Annotated in this window: 17 protein-coding genes; 10 read left to right on the plus strand and 7 right to left on the minus strand. The window is 59.9% G+C overall.

From position 1 onward, the window contains the following. The first annotated feature begins 61 nt into the window (after nt 1-61). The 5 genes from AB4Z52_RS24450 to AB4Z52_RS24470 are packed head-to-tail and all read left to right on the plus strand — an operon-like array spanning nt 62 to nt 5994. Nucleotides 62-1207 (plus strand): isovaleryl-CoA dehydrogenase, encoded by a 1146-nt coding sequence (locus tag AB4Z52_RS24450; RefSeq protein WP_442220490.1) that lies wholly within the window; start codon nt 62-64, stop codon nt 1205-1207. Then, nucleotides 1204-2814 carry a carboxyl transferase domain-containing protein gene (locus AB4Z52_RS24455; RefSeq protein ID WP_442220491.1) on the plus strand — a complete coding sequence of 537 codons (1611 nt, stop codon included), beginning with the start codon at nt 1204-1206 and terminating at the stop codon, nt 2812-2814. Before AB4Z52_RS24450 ends, AB4Z52_RS24455 begins: the two co-directional genes overlap by 4 nt. A gap of 13 nt (nt 2815-2827) precedes the next feature. After that, nucleotides 2828-4693: an acetyl/propionyl/methylcrotonyl-CoA carboxylase subunit alpha gene (locus tag AB4Z52_RS24460; protein ID WP_442220509.1), complete on the plus strand. Its 1866-nt coding sequence runs from the start codon at nt 2828-2830 to the stop codon at nt 4691-4693. Then, complete coding sequence (locus AB4Z52_RS24465; protein ID WP_442220492.1) at nt 4694-5146, plus strand: MaoC family dehydratase; 453 nt, start codon at nt 4694-4696, stop codon at nt 5144-5146. Next, a complete protein-coding gene (locus AB4Z52_RS24470; protein ID WP_442220510.1) occupies nt 5143-5994 on the plus strand; it encodes an HpcH/HpaI aldolase/citrate lyase family protein in 852 nt (283 codons plus the stop codon). The genes AB4Z52_RS24465 and AB4Z52_RS24470 overlap by 4 nt, the downstream gene beginning before the upstream one ends. 60 nt (nt 5995-6054) lie before the next feature. On the opposite strand, the gene AB4Z52_RS24475 is transcribed toward AB4Z52_RS24470, so the two are convergent. The 4 genes from AB4Z52_RS24475 to AB4Z52_RS24490 all read right to left on the minus strand — a co-directional run bounded on the left by AB4Z52_RS24475 (nt 6055) and on the right by AB4Z52_RS24490 (nt 12951). Beyond that, nucleotides 6055-8832: a hypothetical protein gene (locus tag AB4Z52_RS24475; RefSeq protein WP_442220493.1), complete on the minus strand. Its 2778-nt coding sequence runs from the start codon at nt 8830-8832 to the stop codon at nt 6055-6057. After that, a complete protein-coding gene (locus tag AB4Z52_RS24480) occupies nt 8826-10313 on the minus strand; it encodes a pyridoxal phosphate-dependent decarboxylase family protein (RefSeq protein ID WP_442220494.1) in 1488 nt (495 codons plus the stop codon). Before AB4Z52_RS24480 ends, AB4Z52_RS24475 begins: the two co-directional genes overlap by 7 nt. Nucleotides 10314-10737: 424 nt before the next feature. Continuing rightward, nucleotides 10738-12099, minus strand: a complete 1362-nt coding sequence (locus tag AB4Z52_RS24485; RefSeq protein WP_442220495.1) for a chloride channel protein — start codon at nt 12097-12099, stop codon at nt 10738-10740. A 159-nt stretch (nt 12100-12258) separates the two neighbouring features. After that, nucleotides 12259-12951 (minus strand): DUF1223 domain-containing protein, encoded by a 693-nt coding sequence (locus AB4Z52_RS24490; RefSeq protein WP_442220496.1) that lies wholly within the window; start codon nt 12949-12951, stop codon nt 12259-12261. Nucleotides 12952-13180: 229 nt separating this feature from the next. Between AB4Z52_RS24490 and AB4Z52_RS24495 the strand changes: the two genes are divergently transcribed. Genes AB4Z52_RS24495 through AB4Z52_RS24505 form a run of 3 tightly spaced genes read left to right on the plus strand, consistent with a single transcriptional unit; the run spans nt 13181 to nt 15115 of the window. Continuing rightward, entirely contained in the window at nt 13181-14038 is an 858-nt protein-coding gene (locus AB4Z52_RS24495; RefSeq protein WP_442220497.1) for a cytochrome b/b6 domain-containing protein, read from the plus strand. Continuing rightward, nucleotides 14035-14811, plus strand: coding sequence for a molybdopterin-dependent oxidoreductase (locus AB4Z52_RS24500; protein WP_442220498.1), 777 nt, complete (start codon nt 14035-14037; stop codon nt 14809-14811). The genes AB4Z52_RS24495 and AB4Z52_RS24500 overlap by 4 nt, the downstream gene beginning before the upstream one ends. 43 nt (nt 14812-14854) lie before the next feature. Beyond that, nucleotides 14855-15115 (plus strand): hypothetical protein, encoded by a 261-nt coding sequence (locus tag AB4Z52_RS24505; RefSeq protein WP_442220499.1) that lies wholly within the window; start codon nt 14855-14857, stop codon nt 15113-15115. Nucleotides 15116-15392: 277 nt separating this feature from the next. Here AB4Z52_RS24505 and AB4Z52_RS24510 read toward each other — a convergent pair whose 3' ends face one another. The 3 genes from AB4Z52_RS24510 to AB4Z52_RS24520 form a co-directional block, all read right to left on the minus strand. Continuing rightward, nucleotides 15393-16679, minus strand: a complete 1287-nt coding sequence (locus AB4Z52_RS24510; RefSeq protein WP_442220500.1) for an RNA polymerase sigma factor — start codon at nt 16677-16679, stop codon at nt 15393-15395. Between the two features lie 28 nt (nt 16680-16707). Further along, nucleotides 16708-17067 (minus strand): YciI family protein, encoded by a 360-nt coding sequence (locus AB4Z52_RS24515; protein ID WP_442220501.1) that lies wholly within the window; start codon nt 17065-17067, stop codon nt 16708-16710. A gap of 152 nt (nt 17068-17219) precedes the next feature. After that, complete coding sequence (locus AB4Z52_RS24520; RefSeq protein ID WP_442220502.1) at nt 17220-19883, minus strand: hypothetical protein; 2664 nt, start codon at nt 19881-19883, stop codon at nt 17220-17222. A 162-nt stretch (nt 19884-20045) separates the two neighbouring features. On the opposite strand from AB4Z52_RS24520, the gene AB4Z52_RS24525 reads away from it, so the two are divergent. Then, complete coding sequence (locus AB4Z52_RS24525) at nt 20046-20918, plus strand: protein-L-isoaspartate O-methyltransferase family protein (RefSeq protein WP_442220503.1); 873 nt, start codon at nt 20046-20048, stop codon at nt 20916-20918. Nucleotides 20919-21099: 181 nt separating this feature from the next. After that, on the plus strand, nt 21100-21358 hold a 259-nt coding region (locus AB4Z52_RS24530; RefSeq protein WP_442220511.1), incomplete at its 3' end, for an ABC transporter substrate-binding protein.

Below are 21358 nucleotides of genomic sequence, written 5' to 3' on the forward strand. Positions count from 1 at the left end.
CGCGCAGAAGGGGTTCGTGGAAAAGGTCCTTGGCACGTATATTGAGATTGGGAGGAGCCAGATGTTCAATTTTTCGCTCGGAGAGACTGCCGATGCCATCCGCGAAACGACGGCAAAATTCGCCACAGCCGTCATCGCGCCGCTGGCGGCCGAAATTGACGAAACCAACAGCTTTCCCCGTTCGATTTGGCCCAAGATGGGTGCGCTTGGCCTGCACGGCATCACAGTCGAGGAGGAATTCGGGGGGGCGGGCCTTGGATATCTCGAACATGTCGTGGCGATGGAGGAGGTTTCGCGCGCCTCTGCGTCCGTCGGTTTGAGCTACGGCGCRCATTCCAATCTGTGCGTCAATCAGATCCGCCGTTGGGCGACGAGCAAACAGAAGCGCCGGTATCTGCCGGAATTGATTTCTGGAGATCACGTCGGTTCGCTTGCAATGTCGGAGGCCGCCTCCGGGTCCGATGTCGTCTCGATGAGCCTGCGCGCCGACAAGCGCGGCGACAGATATGTCCTGAACGGCACCAAATTCTGGATCACCAACGCCCCGCACGCCGACGTCCTGGTGGTCTACGCAAAAACCGACCCGTCGTTGGGCCCAAAGGGCATCTCGGCCTTTATCATCGAGAAGGGGACACCCGGGTTCAGCGTTTCGAAGAAGCTGGAGAAGATGGGCATGCGCGGCAGCGACACGGCCGAGCTTGTCTTTGAGGATTGCGAAATCCCCGGAGAAGCGCTGATGGGCAAAGAGGGCGAGGGGGTCAAGATCCTGATGTCTGGGCTTGATTACGAGCGTGCCGTGCTTGCGGGCGGGCCGCTCGGCATCATGCAGGCCTGTCTGGACGTCGTCTTGCCCTATGTGCGCGACCGCAAGCAATTCGGCCGGTCGATCGGGGATTTCCAGCTGATGCAGGCCAAGGTCGCCGACATGTATGTGGCCTTGAATTCGTCGCGCGCCTACGTCTATTCGGTTGCCCGCGCCTGTGACGAAGGCCGTACCAACAGGGCGGATGCGGCAGCGGCAATTCTGCTTGCCAGCGAAAACGCGGTGAAAGTGTCGCTCGAGGCAATTCAGGCGCTTGGTGGCGCTGGCTATACGCGCGAATGGCCGGTCGAGCGGTTCCTTCGCGACGCCAAACTTTACGATATCGGCGCTGGAACCAATGAAATCCGCCGTTACCTCATCGGCCGGGAGCTTATCGCGCTATGACGATCATCACCTCGACCATTGATCGCGACAGCGATAGCTTCAAGGCCAACTTGGCTTGCAACATCGGCCTTGTGGACGAGCTGCGGCAAAAGACGGCGATGGCGCGCCAGGGCGGCCCCCCCGCGGCACGAGCGCGTCATATGTCAAAGGGCAAACTCCTGCCTCGCGAGCGGATACAGGCGTTGCTTGATGCCGGCAGCCCCTTCCTCGAGATCGGCGCGCTGGCGGCGAACGGCATGTACCAGGAGGAAGCTCCGGGAGCGGGCCTCGTCGCGGGTATCGGGCGTGTCGTCGGGCGCGAAGTCATGATCGTTGCCAACGACGCGACGGTAAAGGGCGGCGTCTATTTTCCGATGACGGTAAAGAAGCATCTGCGCGCGCAAGAGATTGCACTGCAAAACCGTCTGCCTTGCATCTATCTGGTCGATAGCGGCGGCGCCAATCTGCCCTACCAAGCAGAGGTCTTTCCTGACCGCGATCATTTTGGCGCGATTTTCTTCAATCAGGCGCAGATGTCATCGGAGGGGATACCGCAGATCGCCTGCGTCATGGGAAGCTGCACGGCTGGCGGCGCCTATGTCCCGGCAATGTCGGACGAAACAGTCATCGTTCGAAATCAGGGAACGATCTTTCTGGCCGGTCCGCCTTTGGTCAAGGCGGCGACCGGCGAGGTCATCAGCGCCGAGGAGCTTGGAGGGGCTGAAACCCATGCCCGCCGTTCGGGCGTGGTGGACCACGTCGCCGAGAATGACGAGCATGCGCTTTTGATCGTTCGCGACATCGTAAAGACCCTCAACAGGGTAAAGACCGTCGATATCGACATCGCCGACCCACAGCCGACCTTGCTTGATCCGGTCGATCTCCACGGCATCATTCCGTCGGATGTGCGCTCGCCCTATGATGTTAGGCAAGTCATCGGGCGGATTGTCGATGGCTCCGAGCTGCACGAGTTCAAACCGCTCTACGGTACGACGCTTGTTTGCGGTTTTGTGCGCATTTGGGGCATCCCCGTTGCCGTTCTTGCCAATAATGGCGTGCTTTTTTCAGAGAGCGCGCTGAAGGGCGCGCATTTCATCGAGCTTGCCTGCCAGAGACGGATACCGTTGCTGTTCCTCCAGAACATTTCCGGCTTTATGGTTGGGGGCAAATATGAGGCTGGCGGCATCGCCAAGGATGGTGCGAAGCTGGTCACGGCCGTTGCCACGGCGACCGTGCCGAAGGTGACCGTCATCATCGGCGGCAGCTTCGGAGCCGGAAATTACGGCATGTGCGGCCGCGCCTACCGGCCGCGGTTCCTGTTTTCCTGGCCGAATAGCCGCATCAGCGTCATGGGCGGCGAGCAGGCGGCATCGGTCCTTGCAACCATCCGCAGGGATGGGCTGGAGGCCAAAGGCGAAAGCTGGTCGCGCGAACAGGAGGAGGCTTTCAAGGCACCTATCCGCGGAAATTACGAAGCCGAGGGCAATCCATATTATGCCACCGCGCGCCTTTGGGATGACGGGATCATAGATCCGCAGCAGACGCGCGATGTCCTCGGTCTGGCATTTTCAGTCAGCCTTAATGCGCCCATTGCGGAAAGGCCGCGCTTCGGCGTGTTCAGGATGTAGAGCGATGGCGCCGATGTTTGAAAGTCTCCTGATCGCCAATAGGGGCGAGATTGCCCGGCGGATCATCCGCACGGCCAATCGGCTTGGTATCAGAACGATTGCTGTCTATTCGGATGTGGATGCCGGCCTTCCATTCGTGAAGGAAGCCGATGAGGCAATCGCAATTGGCCCCGCAGCGGCAAGAGAGAGCTATCTCTCTGTCGGGAAGATTCTCGAAGCGGCGCAACGATCGAGCGCCTCGGCGATACACCCCGGCTACGGCTTTCTGTCCGAGAATGCGGAGTTTGCCGAGGCGGTCCAGAATGCTGGCATCATTTGGGTCGGCGCACCTCCGGCGGCCATCCGGGCCATGGGGCTCAAGGACGCTGCCAAGGAGCTGATGCAGGCTGCCGGTGTGTCCGTTACGCCAGGCTATATGGGCACGGATCAATCGGACGAGCGGCTGTCTCGCGAGGCGGAAACGATCGGCTATCCCTTGCTGATCAAGGCCGTTGCCGGGGGCGGCGGCAAGGGGATGCGCCGCGTCGAAGCGGCGGATGAATTTCGGCAATCCCTGCAGTCATGTCGGCGCGAAGCCCTTGCCTCGTTCGGAAACGATCGCGTTCTGTTGGAAAAATATATAAAAAACCCTCGGCACATCGAAGTGCAGGTTTTCGCTGATACGCAGGGCAATTGCGTCCATCTGTTCGAGCGGGATTGTTCTTTGCAGCGGCGACACCAGAAGGTGATCGAGGAAGCGCCGGCACCGGGTATGGACGCTGATACGAGACAGGCAATCTGCCAGGCGGCGATCAACGCTGCCAAGGCGGTTGACTACGTCGGCGCCGGGACGATCGAATTCATAGCCGATGCGTCCGAGGGGCTTCGTCCCGATCGGATATGGTTCATGGAAATGAACACCCGGCTGCAGGTCGAGCATCCGGTAACCGAGGCCATTACCGGCGAGGACCTGGTGCAATGGCAGTTGCTCGTCGCTGCAGGCCAATCCCTGCCAAGGGTTCAGGAGGAGCTTGCGATCAATGGCTGGGCAATTGAAGCGCGACTTTACGCCGAAAGCCCTGACGCAGGCTATCTGCCCTCGACGGGCCATCTTCAGCATCTCAGGCTTCCATCCGACATTCGCGTCGATAGCGGCGTTGAGCAGGGAGACGACATCACCGCCTTCTATGATCCGATGATCGCAAAGATCATCGCGCATGCTCCTGATCGACCAGCGGCGCTCGAAGAGCTGGCAAAGGCGTGCGCAGAGATCGAGATCTGGCCGGTGAAGTCCAATGCCAATCTGCTCTTTCGAATAGCCGGGGACGAGGAATTTCGCGCCGCGACCGTCGATACCGGCTTTCTCGAGCGGCGTGGGCAGCATTTCCTTCGCAGGGATCCCGATCAGACGGTGATTGATCAGGCGCTGACCAGCTTGGTGAAAATCTCTAGACTTGATCCCTGGGCGGCGCTTTCGGGCTTTCGGATCGCAAGCGAACCGGACCCCCGCGCAGCGGTGCGCATTGCAGGGCAAACCCATTGGGGAAACATACACAGCGGGGCAAAAGCCAGTGTCGTCGTCTTTGACGACGCATCCGTTCTTTTCGACCGAGGCACAGCCTGGCCGATCAGTCTTCCGGTCGCGGGTCTGGTGAAGCCGGGCGGGCCCACCGATGATGGATCGGTCTTTTCACCCATGCCCGGGCTCGTTACCATCGTCGACGTTGCCATCGGCGCAAGAGTGGCCATGGGAGATCAGTTGCTGACTGTGGAGGCGATGAAAATGGAGTACTCTTTGCGCGCTCCTTTTGCCGGAATAGTCGCCGAGTTACGGGTCTCGCCTGGAAGCAAGGTTTCCGAAAACCAGCTGGTTGCCACAGTCGTGAAGGAAGTGTCCTAGATGGCCGGAAAATATTTCGATGAATGGTCGGTCGGCGAGCGCATTGTCCATGATATCCATCGCACGGTGACGGAGACGGACAATCTCCTCATCACGGCTCTTTCGCACAACCCCCAGCCCCTGCATCTGGACGCGGAATATGCGGCGGGCACCGAATTTGGCAGGATCGTCGTGAACGGAATTTTCACCTTCGCGCTCACGGTCGGTCTCTCCGTCACCGACACGACGCTCGGCGTTCTCATCGCCAATCTCGGCTATGATAAAGTCGTGATGCCGAAGCCCGTATTCATCGGGGATACGTTGCGTGTCGAAACCGAAGTCGCCGATCTCAGGCACTCCGGGTCGAGACCGGATGCCGGTATCGTTACTTTCAGCCATCAGACCTTCAATCAACGCGGGGAGATTGTGTGCCAATGCCTCAGAACCGCAATGCTGAAGCGAAAACCGGCGTGAGGCTGCGGTCTCTGCTCTTCGTGCCTGGCGACCGTCCCGAAAGATTCGGCAAGGCAATCGCCAGCGGTGCCGACGCAGTCATCATCGATCTGGAAGACTCCGTTGCAATCGCCAACAAGGAGAAGGCGAGAGCAAATGCCCTGGAGTTCATGTCTCGACGATCGCAGGACCTGCCAATTCTAATCCGCATCAATCCGATCACAAGTGCTGCGTTAAAGCACGATCTCGCCACAGTGGCGCAGGCAAAACCCTTTGCGATCCTATTGCCAAAGGCCGAGGGTGCCGCTTCGGTCGAAGCGCTGGCTACACAGCTGCAACATGCCGGTGGGGCGAGCACTCCGATACTTCCCATTGCCACGGAGACACCGGCGGCAATCTTCCAACTTGGAAGCTATACTGCGGTGAAGGAATTGATCTGCGGCTTGACATGGGGTGCTGAGGACCTGCCGGCAGCGATCGGAGCGACGACATCGCGGGAAGAGGACGGTACTTACACCGCGCCCTACGAGATGGCTCGTTCGCTCACCCTGTTCGCCGCCCACGCGGCGTCGGTGCAGGCGATCGAGACTGTATATCCCGACTTTCATGATCTTGAGGGGCTGAGGAAGTATGCCGAAAGGGGTCGGCGCGACGGCTTCACCGGCATGATGGCAATTCACCCGGATCAGATCGCGGTGATCAATGATGCCTTCACGCCAGATGCTGTGGCGATCGCCTGGGCTGAACGGGTCGTCGAGGCGTTTCACGCAAATCCGAATGCAGGGGTGATCCAACTTGACGGCAGGATGCTCGATCTTCCGCATCTGAAGATGGCGACCGGAATTCTAGCTGCGGTCAAGAACCGCTGAGAACGCGCAGCAACCGGCCGGATGTTGCTCCGGCCGTCGCGTTTGCTCGAAGTTGGCGAACTATGCAAAGAGCGCTTCGATCGGCGTAGCCGCAAACTGCGCCGCCTCATGGGCAGTACGATCCAGGGCAGCCATTGCCTGCGAAATCAGGGTGTCGAGCCCGTCGACGCTGGCGCAGGCCTGCACGATCAGCGGTGCACTCAAGCATATCCGCAAGGCGCTTGCGGGTGTGTCGCCGAAATTCGCGCATCGAATAGGCTGGCCGAGACGGATGGGCGCGTCATCGCTCTGCTGTGCGGCCAGGTTCTTGTAGACCATGGCGGTCTCCGTCGCATTCAGCACGCCGCTTCTGTGATGAGGATTGCGCAGATAGAACGCGAAGATCGATGGAATCTCGTCCCAGCAGGACAGGCTCGATCCGTCCCATAGACGGCTTCGGTCTATTGCCCTGGCGTCGAGCAGCTCAAAGGCAGGATCTCGCTCAAGCCGCAATTTCACCGCATCGGCAAAGGCCGACATGACGGCAGCCACTTTTTCGGCAGGCGTCTCCACGAAGCGACGGAACTCGAACAGGGCCGCCTTCCATCGCAGTAGAAGGCCGAAATTGGCGCGGTGCGGCAGCGCGTCCCGGGCTGCCCAGCCCGCCGGCCAATCCGCCTTGGCGCAGTAATCGCCAAGTGCGGCGGGCAGCTGCCGAAGTTTCAGGCGATCCGACAGCTGAGGCGGGCACAGTAGCGCCCCGCTGAAGATCGGGCCTGCAAGGAACTTGGAGCCGGTGATGGCGACGAGAAATTCGTGTCCGAGATAGGCGCGGATCGTTGCCGCGGAAACTCGAAACTGGCAGGCGTCGATCAGGATGTCGAGCATCGCGCCAAAACGTGCCTTTAGGCGGAAGACAGTGTCGAGACCCGGTGCGATCAGATTTGTCTTGGAAACGTCGGTGACGACCAGGAGGCATCTGAGGCCCGCCGCGCGTGCAAGTTCGATCGCGCCCCGCAGCTCGGACTCGACCTCTTCTTCGCTCCGAAGCGTCCCGTCGGCGTTGCGCACCGCCACGGTCATGTTTCGCGTCGCATGTCCGGCGACCAGTTCCTCGCCTTTGGCAACGGGGCGGTCGCTGCTGACCCGGCTCATGAAATGACGCCCGGATGCGGCGGTCATAACGCCGCTGCCGGTCTCGCTTCCGGTCAGGGTTATTGTCATCAGGGGTAGGTCGTCCTGGTGCGCCAGCAATGCCGCCGCGAAGAGATGGATGTCGGTGCCTGACGTTGCCATGATGGCGTCCACCTTCGAGGAGGCCGAGCCCTGTTCGAGCCCGAGCAGGCGCAAAAGCTCCGTGCGCATGTGCGCCATCTCCCGACCATAGATGTCGGCGGCCGACCGGCGTTCCGCTTCGCGCAGGAGATCCGCGTGATAGCTGCTGACGGCTGCGAAAGCGGATGCCGAAATGGTCGAGGCCGTCGAGGAGCTGAAAGGCAAATCCTGCGGTCGCGGCGAAGGCCCGTAGCCATACATGTTGAGGCCGGTTGCCTCGTCGCAATCCAGTCTCTCGTCCCCGCCGGAGACCAGGCAGTTGAGAAGCGCTTCGTCGTTCCCGATAACCTTTTCGCCGATCAGTCTATCGATGAAGGCATTGAATAGCTTGCGCATCGCAACGTGCTTATAGGGATAGACAACGGCGTTATCCATATTGTGGACGACCATTGCAACATCGAGTTCGAAGACCAGCAGGCGTCCGTCAGGCAGTTCGGCGGAATCGATGCCGAAATAGTCAAGCCCGATGTGACGGTAGAGGGCTGCAAAGCTTTCCTGGTGGCGAACGGCGAAGTCCGTATCGAAGTTCTCCATCCAGGCCTGTTCGACGGCACGCTTTTCTGGGCTCTGGGCCATGCCGGCGCTGAGGTAATGCACGATCCAATGCTCGGATAGTGCCATGTGGCTGGCGAATGGCCTGCCTTTGATGAAGACGATGCGCTGCTTGTTAAAGAGGCCATCCGCGCCGCGGAAGTCGATGAACGGGGCCACATAGATTTCGCAGGCGGGCTGGACATCGAGCCAGAGGGCCAATTCCGACGTATTTGCAACGCGCTCCATGCCGTGGCCGGCATGTGTGCCGATCGGGCGGACAACCAGCGGAAACGAGAGGCCGGGCGCGCAGTCGTCGAAGTCCTTTGTGCCAGAGGCGATCGCCATGAGGTCCTGGCGCATCAGCTTGAAAGTGCGTGGCGACAGGATCGAGGGCTCGTCGGCCAGCATCGCGCTAACGCCGTCGCGCGTCAGTCGACTGATCAGCTCGGGATCATTGTTCATGATCGGTCCGGGAAAATCGGCCAGCACCTTTCGCATCCGCTCGAGAACCGCCAGGTTCTCCGGAGCCTCGCCGATTGCCATGAAGGCGACGTCATGCTTCGGCAGGTCCGTGAGCGCTGTGGTGTTGGCGTCGACATAATGCAGCCAGAGAACACAGTTGCTGCCCTCCAGCAGGAAATCCAGCGGTGTGTTCGCCATGAAATCGCCAGGCGTCACGATCGCCAATAGCCGAGGCCCCTGCCCATCTCCATGCACGACGCAAAAATTGCGCCTCAAGGCGACCGCACCCAAAAGGACCTGGAGTGCATCCTCGTTGCGGCCGAGGCTTTGCAGGATCGTTGCCATGTCGAACATCGCGGCCGCATCCGTGCCATCCGCGGTCACCCGCTGCATCAGGCCATTCCAGATAGGGGTGACGTCGACGCGGTCAAACGCCAGAGAGACGATCGCGTGCATGCCTTTGATGCGGCTGCCCGGATCGATGTCAAAGCCCGCGTGATCGGTGGCAACCGGGGAGGGGATCAGCATGTGGAAAGTTCCTCTTGCGAACCGAATGACAGGACGCCTCGAATAAGCGCGTCGATGTCCATTTGGCTGGTGCGATGATTGACTATGGCAGCGCGGATCGCCGGCTTGCCGTCCAGAATTGTCAGTGAGGGTGCGACGCGGCCCTCGGCGTGAAGACGTTCGATGATGCGAGGGTTGATCGTCGCCGCCGCGTCACCGCGTCGGCCAACATAGGCAAAGCAAACGATATTGAGCGCCACCGGCGCCAGTAGTTGCAGGCAAGGCTCGCGTTCGATCCGGGCGGCCAGGTTGCGCGCCAGGGCGCAATTGGCAGCCATGGAATCCCCCAGAGCCTTGAGCCCATAGGTTTTCAAGGTGAACCAGGTCTTGAGCGCGCGAAAACCGCGTGAAAGGTCGGGGCCGTAATCACAGGGCCACCAGTCTCCTCCGGCAAGGCCCGTCGAGGCGCGGGTGAGATAGGCGGCTTCTGAGGCAAAGGTCTCGAGCTGCCATGCGCTGTCGCGCACGAGAAGGAAGCCGGCGTCGTAAGGAACCTGACCCCATTTGTGAAAATCGAACGCCAATGAATCACAGGATCCGATGCCGGCAAGGAGAGGCGCCAGTTCTTCGGACAGAATGCCCAGCGCACCCAGCGCGCCGTCGACGTGAAAGTGGATATCGTGGGCATCGGCAATCCGGCGCAAGGCATCGAGATCATCGATCGCTCCGGTGTTGACGGTGCCGGCACTTCCAACGATCAGGAACGGCGTCAGCCCGTGGGTCTTGTCACGTTCGATCTGGCGCTGAAGGGCTTCTATGTCGATCTGGCCGGTCGCGGTGACGGAAACACGTCGAAGATGGTCGCTGCCGATGCCAGCCATTTCCATGGCCCGCGGTACGCAGCCGTGCACTTCGCCAGAGGCATACGCGATCAGTTGTGGCCCGCTGGCCAGCCCATGCGCGCGAATATTGCCGCCAAGCGCCCTGGTTCTTGCGAGAAGGACGGCGACAAAATTTGCCTGGGACGCTCCTGTCAGAAACAGACCACTGGCGGTTTCGGGAAAGGAGAATAGCTCGCGGGTCCATTCGACAATCTGCCGCTCGACCGCAATCGGCATATGGTCGCGGCCGCCAAGATTGGCGTTGAGACCCGCAGCCAGCATGTCCGCCAGCATGCCGGTCGCCGTACCGCCGCCCTGCACCCAGCCCATGAAGCCCGGATGGATATTGCCGCCACCATAGGGAAGGACAGCGTCGCGAAACGTCTGATGCACATCGGCAAGTTCTGTCGGCTCCAGCGGCACGGGCGCGTCGAACAGTGCGCGAACCGAAGACGGTGCCTCCTGCCATACAGGCCCTTGGCGAATCGCTTCCAGATGGTCCAGCATGTCATCCAACATCCTGTGCCCCTGAACGCGCAAATCCTGCCAATCCTCGGGATCAAGGCTGGTCAGGGGTCGGTACGCTTCTTCTTGCAATCTGGCACCTTGAGGCTCAAACATTCCTGCTCCGCATCCGCGGCGCGAGCCTGCCACAGACGATACGATTGCATCCTTGCGCTGGGAGAATCTCGCTTCTTCCAAAGACGCAATTGCCGTGGAATATTAGGCTGTTCAAGGTGGAGCGAGGCTGACTTGTCACTTGAAACGGCTGAGAGGCGAAAGAATTTTTCCGGCTAAATAGATTGGCCGAGATCAATTTCGCGGTTGCCGTATCCCTCCTCAACCAGGATACGAAGGGACCGATCCGCAAGGAGCTCGATCGCCTGGTAGACAAGCCGTTGTTCAGTTGCGGCGTCGTCAACCGCAAGAGCGGGTTGAAGCTGACCAGCGTTTTGCTGTGCTGGCGACACCAGAGTTTTTCAACAAAATCGGCGCGATCCGGAAGACGACCTTCCGCAGCTGGCATGATAATGATGGAATGCCATTAAGGGGTAGGTTCTCCACCTATCACATCTTTGTCGGTGGTTCTGCGTGCCCGGATTGCTGCCGCGATGAAATTGCGTGACAGTCCGTGATACAGTGGCTCACGTGAAAGCACGCGCGAAGTAAGGTAGCCGATCATCGAGACTGCCATGATTGGTATGATCGCCTGGTGGTCGCCCGTCATTTCCAGGATAATGACAAAGGCCGTCATCGGGGCCTGAACAACACCCGCGAAATACCCAGCCATGCCAAGGATGGCTGCAAGAGCTATGTTAGTGCCAAAGATCGAGCCAACGGTACTGCCAAAACCTGCGCCCACCGCCAACGAAGGCGCGAAGATGCCGCCAGGTATACCTGACATCATCGACAAAAAGCTCGTGGCCAACTTTGCGATGAAAAACAGCAAGGCTGTGGGATGGCCCTCAACTGCACCCCGCGCCTGTTGGTAGCTCGTCCCGAAGGTGTCGCCGCCAGAGATGATACCAATGATCGCAATGGCAAGCCCGCACACTCCGGCCAAAACCACCATGCGTTTCATCGGTGCCGGCAGTGCCCAGCGGCGGATACGCAGACCGACGTGCAAGGCAAAACCGCTGAAGCCGGCACCGAGAACGCCACCGCCGACGCCGCAGACCGGCACAAGCGCCCAATCCATCAGATGCAGGGGTGCTGCCGACGCAGTGCCGAAATAGTTGTAGCTTCCGGATAGACCGAGTGCTGCAAGACCCGAGAGGATCACTGCCGTAAGCACGACGCCATTGGAGCGTGATTCATAGGTTCGGCTCATCTCTTCGATTGCAAAGACAATACCCGCAAGCGGCGTGTTGAATGCGGCCGCGATCCCGGCGGCAGAGCCTGCAAGGATGAGGCCGCGTGCCTGCGCCATGCCACCGAAGCGAGCGGCGGCTAACATAAATGAGGCCCCGACCTGGACAGTCGGCCCCTCGCGCCCAATGGAGGCACCACAAAACAGGCCGAGGATTGTCAGCACGATTTTCCCGAACGCTAGGCGAAGCGACAGCAGACGTGAACGCTCCTCGTCATCATGCAAGTGTCGAGCTGCGATCGCCTGTGGAATGCCGCTACCCTGTGAATTCGGAAATACAGTTATAGCAAGCCACGCGGACAAAACGAAGCCAAGCGGGGTAAGGACCAGAGGCAAAAGATAAGTCCAACTGCTCGATGTGGTGATCACGGCGAAAGATTGCTGGGCCAAGTCGGCGACTTTGGCGAAAGCGACACTTGTCACCCCGATGGCAATCGCCCCGATCCAAAACACTAGGCGTGGCTTCCAGACATCGAAGGACCCCCGGAAGACGCGAGAACGACGGGCGAGTTTGGACTTGCTGTAGAACATTGGCATTTCGACGAGCCGTGGTGAGCAGATAGTTGCTTATCGGCTCCGCAAAGATCAGACGCAAGCCCGAGTAGGCCACAGTGAGCACTGTGGACGGCCCGAGCATTGATTGTGGTCGTCACGTCACGCAGAGCCATCTGAAGTCAAAATTTCTTCAAGCGCTCTTCAGTCCGTTGCCGCCGCTAGAATCTTACCGCCGTCTTGGGCCTGTACGATGATGGCGCTCTTCGATCCATTTTGAGCGCTTGGGAGGGGCAGGCTCAACGCCTTGCCGTTCCAGGCGCCAAGATAGACTAAAGCTCGTACGACATGAGCATGCGGCAAGGTCGCGCCGGCGTTCTCGCCGCGTGACACCGGGACTTCCACGGTGCCTGGGTCGTAGCGGACGAACCAAACATCGGCTGGCGCGAGAGCATCACCCGCATCGATCGTTGCTACCTGCTTCGTCAGCTTGATCGCTGGACCGGATAGTTTCTTTTCTGATGCGATCTGGGTGCGGATTTCCCTAAGGTCAAAGCCGACGGTCGAATAGTGGCCGTTGATGACCATTTGCGGTGTGAAGGGACCGGATTGACCGAGTGCGGGCTCATAGGTCGCCTGTCGCTTGGTGAACTCGGGCTTTCCAAAACTGTCTTTCCATCCGAGATAATCCCAGTAGGTCACGGAGAAACTCAGTGCGAGAATTTCAGGATCATTGCTCAACCTCACAAGATTGGCATTTGCCGGAGGGCATGATGAACAGCCCTGGCTCGTAAATAACTCGACAACCGTCGGCGATTGACTGGCAAAGGCTTGCGTCGAACCCATGCCGAGGATGGCGGTGGCGATAGCAATACTGAATGCGATTGATCTCTTCATGGCAATGCTCCCTGGTGATCTGCCTCTCACCAACTTCGCAATCGCGCGCCTGTTTGTTACAGGGCTCACGGTTTAGTGACGCGCTCCTATGTTCGGGGAACTAGGGGGTCGTCGCTGGTCTCCGACAATGCAGTCTGCGCCCGGCCTGCAAAAAACTAATTTTGCCGTCGCTGTAACAAACTTCGTTCTTCCTGCGTAGCCGCTATCGAACCGGCATCGAGGAACGACCATGGCGACGATCGACTATGACGAGAGACCGCCGACTACGCCCGTGACAACCTTTATTCGCCGGCATTCGGCGGTGACGCGCGTCACGCATTGGATCAACGTGCTCTGTCTCAGCCTGCTCCTGATGAGCGGACTGCAGATCTTCAATGCGCATCCGTCTCTGTATTGGGGTCAGTATGGTGCCGACGCCGATCCGTCGTGGCTTTCGATCGAGGCTGTCGAGGACGGAGACGCAACGCGCGGGGTCCTTCGCATCGGCAATCTGTCGATCACCACCACCGGCATACTCGGGGTCTCAGGCACAGGCAATGATGCCGCCCAGCGCGGCTTTCCGGCATGGATCACGGTCCCAAGCTATCAGGATCTCGCGACCGGCCGTCGATGGCATTTCTTCTTTGCCTGGCTCTTCGTCATCAATGGTTTCGTCTACACCCTTTACGGTTTCGCCCTGGGGCATTTCCGGCGCGATCTCGCTCCAAGCGCGGAAGAAATATCGCCGCGGCATCTGAAGCAGGAGATTGCCGACCACGCCCGGCTGCGTTTTCCGAAGGGCGAAAAGGCACGGCATTACAATGCCCTGCAGAAGCTTACCTATCTCATCGTCATTTTCATCATGTTGCCACTGATGTTGGCGACCGGGTTGACCATGTCGCCGGGCATTGATGCCGGCTATCCCTTCCTGCTCGATCTCTTCGGGGGCCGGCAGTCTGCAAGGTCAATTCACTTCATCTGCGCTTGGTCAATCGTCGTCTTCGTGATTGTGCATGTTCTCATGGTCATTCTTTCCGGCCTCTGGAACAACGTGCGATCGATGGTAACCGGCCGGTATGCGATCGAGACGACAAGAGGCGACCAATGACCTTCTCTATCACACGTCGCCGTCTATTGATCGGATCGGCCGCCGGGCTCGGTGCAATTGGCCTGACCGGCTGCGATGACGTCGTTCAGAACTCGAACGTCCAGCACGTGCTGGCAATGGCTGAGAAGCTGACGATCGGAAGTCAGCGGCTCTTCGTTTCCAAAGACAAGCTGGCCCGCGAATTCTCCGAGGCGGATATCTCACCGATATTCAAGCCCAACGGAACCAGCCAGCCGGATGGGGAAGAATATGCTCGGATGATGGAGAATGGCTTTGCCGATTGGCGTCTCAAAATCGACGGGCTAGTGGACCGTCCGGTCGCCCTTTCTCTTGCCGATCTGAAGCGGCTTCCGTCGCGCATCCAGATTACCCGCCATGACTGCGTCGAAGGCTGGAGCGCCATTGGCAAATGGACCGGCACGCCGTTGGGTGCACTGCTACAGAGCGCGGGCCTGAAGCCGGGTGCGCGCTACGCCGTGTTTCACTGCGCCGATCAGCTCGAACAGACATTGGACGGAAGCGGCACCTATTACGAGAGCATCGATCTCATTGATGCCTTTCATCCGCAGACGATCCTTGCCTATCAACTGAACGGCAAGGACCTGGAAGTCGCGCACGGCGCGCCGCTTCGCCTGCGCGTCGAACGGCACCTTGGCTACAAGCACGCAAAATACCTGATCCGGATAGAAATCAAGGACAGCTTTGCCGGGCTTTGGGGCGGCAAAGGCGGGTTCTGGGAAGATCGCGGCTACGAGTGGTACGCGGGAATCTAACGGGTTTTACCACGGGCAATCATGCCCACAAGAGGAGAAGACTATGTTGAAGATCACTATTGCTGCTGCCGTGCTTGCATCGGCCTTTGCACTGCCGGCGTTTGCAGAAGATGCAATGATGGCGAAATGTGACGATGCCTCGATGATGAGCGCCAATAGCAAAATTGATGCAATGAGCGACGGCAGTCACAAGAAGATGGCCATGAAGGAAATGATGATGGCTCAGACTTCGATGAAGGAACACAAGATGAAGTCTTGCAGCATGCACATGGACAAGGCCATGAAAAGCATGGGTGCTATGTGACCTTCAACAGAATGCTAGCGAGGCTGAATAGATATTAGCTCGACCGGCATTGTTATTGAAGACCGGCGGTGCAGGCCAGTTATGGGCGGGGCGATTGCTCCGCCCATTTCATTTGACCATCTGTGGCGCTCCACGTGGTCCCGGATTAAGTCACGCCCAAATTGTCGCTAGGGCGATAACGGCGACCGGGTGGCCAAGCCGCCAGGACCGGGCGAGAAGGCATGGTTCGAACCATTTTACATAGCCGACAGCCAGAAGCAGCGTGATCGCCTGCTCTTCAGTCGCTGACGCCGGGAGCCGTCCGCGCATCGGCCGCCTCTGTCGCGCGGCGCAACAACAGGTCGTGTTCGCGCCGGTTTCGCGTTAATGCGGCCGCCGCCTCGAATGAGAGGCGTGCCTCCTCGTAGCGACCCAATCTATGAAGAAAATCGCCCCGGACGCTTGGCAGCAGGTGGTAGGCCTTGAGCAAGGGTTCGCCCGCCAGGCGGTCGATGATTTCGAGCCCTTTTGCCGGGCCCTCGGCCATGCCGACGGCAACGGCGCGGTTGAGCTCGATGACCGGTGATCGAACCACGGTCGCCAGCTCCGCATAAAGGTCGGCAATGCGTGACCAGTTCGTATCGCCGGCGGTCTCGGCCCGGGCATGGCAAGCGATGATGGCCGCCTGCAGCGCGTAGGGGCCGCCTGCGCCGCCGAGCGCGTGAGCCCGCCCCAAGGCAAGCAACCCACGGCGGATCTGGAGCTGGTCCCAGCGGGCGCGATTTTGATCGAGCAGGAGGATCGGCTCGCCCGCCGCATCGGTTCGCGCCGCCGCGCGGGAAGCGTTCAGCTCCATCAGGGCAAGCAATCCGTGGGTTTCCGGCTCCCGCGGCGCAATGGAGGTCAGCATCCGACCCATGCGAAGCGCTTCGTCGCACAGTTGAGGGCGGAGCCAGTCCTCGCCTCGGGCTGCGGTGTAGCCCTCGTTGAAAATCAGGTAGACGACCTCCAGCACCGAGGATAGCCGCGCCGACAGTTCTTCGCCCCGCGGGGTTTCGTAAGCCAGTCCTGCACCCGACAGGGTTCGCTTGGCGCGGACGATGCGCTGGGCGATGGTCGCCTCAGGTTGCAGAAAGGCCCTGGCGATCTCTTCGGTCGTCAGACCGCAAACCATCCGCAGCGCCAGCGCTTCGCGCGCCTCACGCGACAGAAGTGGATGACAGGCGGTGAAGATCAGCCGAAGCAGCTCATCGCCGATGTCGTCATCGAGTGCTCCATCAAAGTCGGGCATGGTCTGCTGCTCACTCTCCAGATCCCAGCCGATCATCTCATGCTTGCGCTCGAGCATTCGGCGGCGGCGCAGGTGATCGAGCGCCCGCCGCTTGGCGGTCGCCATCAGCCAGGCGCCCGGTTTTTCCGGAACGCCCGTCGTCGGCCAGCGCTCAAGTGCGGCCAAGAGCGCTTCCTGCGTCAATTCCTCCGCCAGCGGCACGTCGCGCAGCATCCTCGCCAGACTGGTGATCAGCCGGGGTTGTTCGATCCGCCAGACGGCGAGGATCGCGCGATGGGCGTCGACGGCGGTCACCGCCGTCTCGCTTTGCAAGGTTTCCGCATCACGCGCCGGCGAAGCCGCCGAATGCGCGAACCTCGCAAGTGCCTTCCCAGCCGGGCATCAGGTCGGTGTGGAGCTGCATGAACTCGACAGCGGACGCCACGGCCTCTTCCTTGTTGCGGAATTCGAAGATCGCGTAGCCGCCGATGACTTCCTTCGCCTCGACAAAGGGGCCGTCGAGAACCTTGACTTTGCCATCTGATATGCTGACCCGAGCACCCTCGGACAGCGGCGTCAGACCGCCTGAATCCAGCATGCGACCGGCCTTGATTTCTCGGTCGGCAAGCTTGTGCATTGCCTCCAGCAGCGCCGGGGTGGGAGGTCCGGAGTGGGCGGATGTGACGATTGACATGAAGCGCATCTAGAGTTCCTCCTAAGGCGAGCCGCGGACGCCATCGCCGCTGAACTGTCCCGCCTATCTTAGTCGACGAACCAGCTTGCGGCGGATCGACATCGGCTCGACATAAAAACGCGATCGCGCTCCAAAAACAATGCAAGTGCCGATAGGCTCGTTCAATTCAGCGCAAATCGCGCTGCGTCCGGCTGTCTTGCGGGCCGCACAACGGAAAAGAACGCAGGGATTGCCATGAGGTAGGCGGCGGCGCTGACATTGAGGACGGTGCTCAATCCAAAGGTGGTAGCGATAATCGGCACGATGGTCGCGCCCACCACGGAGAAGCAGCCATTGATCCCCCAGGCCCAGACGAAGAGATGATCCTTGCCGAGCCGGGCAAGCCAGCCCATGCCAATCGCCATCGGAAAGCCCATCAGAAATGCCGGCGGAGCAATCAGGACGAAGGAGGAAACGAGGCGCAGGCCATAGGCAAGGCCGCCGATCCAGTCGAGCGCTGGCGTGAGAGCTGCGCCATAGACAAGGAGCAGCGCCGCGATGGAGGCAAGGATGACCGGCAGGATGCGACGCGCCTGTTTGAGGACGTGTTCACTGACAAGACTGCCGAGCCCGGAAAACACCAGCAGGCCGGAAATCAATACCGAGGCGGAGATCGTCGGATTGGCAAGCGCCAAGGTGAAACGGCTGATCAGGCCAACCTCCACCATGATGTAGCCAAGGCCGAGACAGGCGAAATAGAGGATGGTTCCAGCCTTGCCGGGCGTGCTGGCAAAGACCATCCGCCAGCCGAAGATCAGCGGCAGGCAGATCAGCGAGAGGGCCGCGAGTGCTGCGACGCCAAGCGTCGCCCACAACACGAGATAGCCCCAGTCGTCCTGAAAGAGATCGAGGCGATCAAGCGTCTTTGGCAGGTCGGCGAACTTCTCGTAGCCGGCGAAATAGGGTCGATCATTGGTGAGCGCGCTGGTGTCGAAGACGTAACCGGCTGCAAAATCTGCCCATCCCTTGTTCAACTGCGCCTGCCAGGCAAGGCGAGCCAGCGTGGTTGCAGGCAAGGGTGCCGGGGCGGCATCCGTGTTGTCGTCGAGGGGCGGTGCCTCAATTGCCGAACCATCAGCAGGGGCAGCAGTCGATGCATCCGATGGCGCGGCGTCCGCGCCTGTGGCCGTGCCGTTCCCGAAGATCGAATTGCGGTAGTCCGCCAGTAGCGTCGCCGACTTCGATGCATCAAAGGCATAGCCCGGAGAATAGATTTCATCGAACGACATCGCCCGGGTATAATCCCGCAATTTGGCGATCTCATCAGGCGAAAAGCCGCCTTTCTTGTAGAGGACGGTCGCGGTCGAGAGGTAGCTGGAGGCGACGAAGAGCGACTGAGCCGCATGGTGGGGATCGGCCGCCTTGGCCGCTTCGGCAATCGTGGCGTAGAACTTCAATATCGATTTCGGCGGCTCCTCCTTGTTCCACGATGTCACCGAAAGGATGCCGCCATCGGCAAGCGCGCCCATGTAGTCGAGCATGGCCTCCCTGGTGTAGGCATATTTCTCGACGATCGCAAAGCCACCGGGATTGGAAAGCCCAACCGAGTCGGCAAGGCTGAGGTCGATGACGTCGTAGCGTTCGCGGGTGTGAGCAAGGTAGAGGCGGCCATCGCCATTAATGGTGCGAAGTATCGGCTTTGCCATCAGGTTGCCACTGGGGTCCTGGAGGCGCGGGTCGCGCAGAGCAGCGAGGATTGCCGGATTGCGTTCGGCCGCGGTGATCGATTGCGGGTCTGCGTGGAGCGCCACCATGGTCGAGATCCCGCCGCCGAGCTGCACCACGAAGATCTTTGGATGTTTTTTGACGACGTAGGGGTAGTAGGACGGTAGGTAGCGGTAGTAGGCCGCATCCTCGGGCGGCAGTTCGCGCATGATGCCTTCCGGTCCCTCACCATCGATGTAGAGGCCGACATAGGTGTCGTGCGGGACTTCGGGAACGTTGAACGCGGCGTTGTCCGATAGCCCCGGCGCAAAGTGCATGTATGAGCTCTTATAGATCTGCAGATCGCCAAATGGCGAGATATCGCGGTAGATCTGCGTCGCGTCGGGAAAATTGCGCGCGTAGGAAACACCCTTGTACTGGGTCACCGCGATCGCCGGCACGCCGATGAGCCCCGGCAACGCCAGGTAGGCTGCGAGCGACAGGCCGGCAAGCACTGCCGTCGCGACACTTGCCACCAACGCCCGCTGCCCGACAAACCACACCACCGCCCCGCCCGACCAGAGCAGCAGAGCCACGGCGATGATAGTTTCTGGCGCAAGGACATAAAACGCGGCGAGCATGACGAGGCCGGCAAGGCCTGAGCCCGTCAGATCGGCGAAATATACCCGGTTGAAACCGGTACGGCTTTTCAGGAAAACGATGCCGAGAAAGAAAGCGCCGGAGAGGAAGGGCAGCAGATAAAGGGCAAAATTGGCAAATAGGCGCCACTTTTGTTCGGGATCAGAGACGATGAAGATTGCGTTGAACGGCAGTTGCTGGGCCATGAGGTTGGCACCGACCGCAAGCGGCCCCATCAGGCAAAGGGTTGCTGCGGCCGCACCCTGCCAATGGCGCTCCACCCAGTCCTTGAAAATGAAGATGACGACGCTCGAAAGGCTGAAGCCCAGCATGGCCAGACTGATGACCAGTGAGCCGAAATGGGCCCAGCTGCCAACGGCAAACACCCGCATCACCGCGATCTGCAGCGCGATGATCGACCCGGCAACCAGGCCGACCGATATGTAGCTCGCCGCGGTCGCGTTGAAGTCGACTGACTTGGCGGAAGACGCTCCTGAGCGCATCGCTGATCCTTCCGATTGACCTGACAAACGCAGGCTCTACAGTGATGCTGATCCGTCGCCGCCGGATCGATAACAGACACAGATTGGCCCTTGGCGCGGCGCAGCCTGTCTTCGCAGTCAATTTGGTATCACTGAATTTTCAGATAGACGATGGGGGGCAGCTTGAAGAGGCGAGACTTTCTGACCGGCACGACAAGCGCCATGCTGCTTGGAGCGATGCCAAGGCTTGCGATGGCCAAGGTGCCGATGCCCTACGACAGGGGCGCCACGCCGCCGATGGATGACCGCAAGGCCTTCATCGACTGGATGGTCCAGCATCGCGACGAGGATGCCAATTTTCTTGGACAGCGCTACGATCGGCTTTTGCAGCTGATCGCACACAAGGATGTCTGGGACGACCGCAACAAGCGCGCCTATCTGATGACGCCGCGCGAGGACTTCGTGACCGCCGCCAACCTGTCACGCGTCTACGAATGGCATTATCTCGACATTGGTTACGGCGTGACCATTACCGGGCCGCATACCGTCGCCCGGATGACGGAAACCATCGATCCGCAATTTGGAGAGAAGGTTCTCGAGGTCGGCACTGGGTCGGGCTACCAGTCCGCCTATCTTGCCAACCTTACCGACAAGGTCTGGACCATCGAGATCATCAAGCCGCTGTTCGAGCGCACCGGCAAGGTCTATGACGACCTGATCGCCAAGGGCTACAATGAATATTCGGCGATCCACCGCAAGAATGACGACGGTTATTATGGCTGGTCTGAATTTGCGCCCTTCGACAAGATCATCGTTACCTGCGGGATCGACCACGTTCCGCCGCCACTGTTGCAGCAGCTGAAGCCCAATGGCGTCATGGTCATCCCGATCGGGCCGCCCGGTGCCCAGCACGTGCTCAAGATCGTCAAGAACCAGGCGGCCGACGGATCAATCGCCGTCGAACGTTCCGATATCTATCATGGCTCGATCGTCAATTTCGTGCCTTTCACTCGGCTCAAGGATGGAACGGTCAGCGGAACCCATAACGGCGGATAATCGGAAGTTCGCTCTGACTGCTCCGGCGAGCATTTAGCTGGCATGGGGACGCAATGACTTCGAACAATGACCGCCCTTGAAAGCTAAATGAAAGCTTGCCTGTGCCAAATCTTGATAATGTGTCGTGGAGGACGCGCCAGAAGGCGAAGGCGATGCACTAACCAAGTCGGAGGAGATTTCCATGCTAAAATCAAATGCGTTGCTTAATTCCCTGGTATTTTCGGTCGCCCTCGCCGGTGCGTCGTTTGGCGCCGCTGCGGCTCATGCGGCAGACAAGGTAACCATCATGGTGGGTGGTTACGAAAAGCAGATCTATCTGCCGGCGAAACTGGCCGAGTCTCTCGGCTATTTTAAGGACGAGGGTCTCGATGTGGAGCTCTTGAACGAGCCTGCCGGCGTTGATGCGGAAAATCAGCTGCTGGCCGGAGCCGTTCAGGGTG

Source organism: Rhizobium sp. 2YAF20, from assembly GCF_052114685.1.
Taxonomy (GTDB): Bacteria; Pseudomonadota; Alphaproteobacteria; order Rhizobiales; family Rhizobiaceae; genus Rhizobium.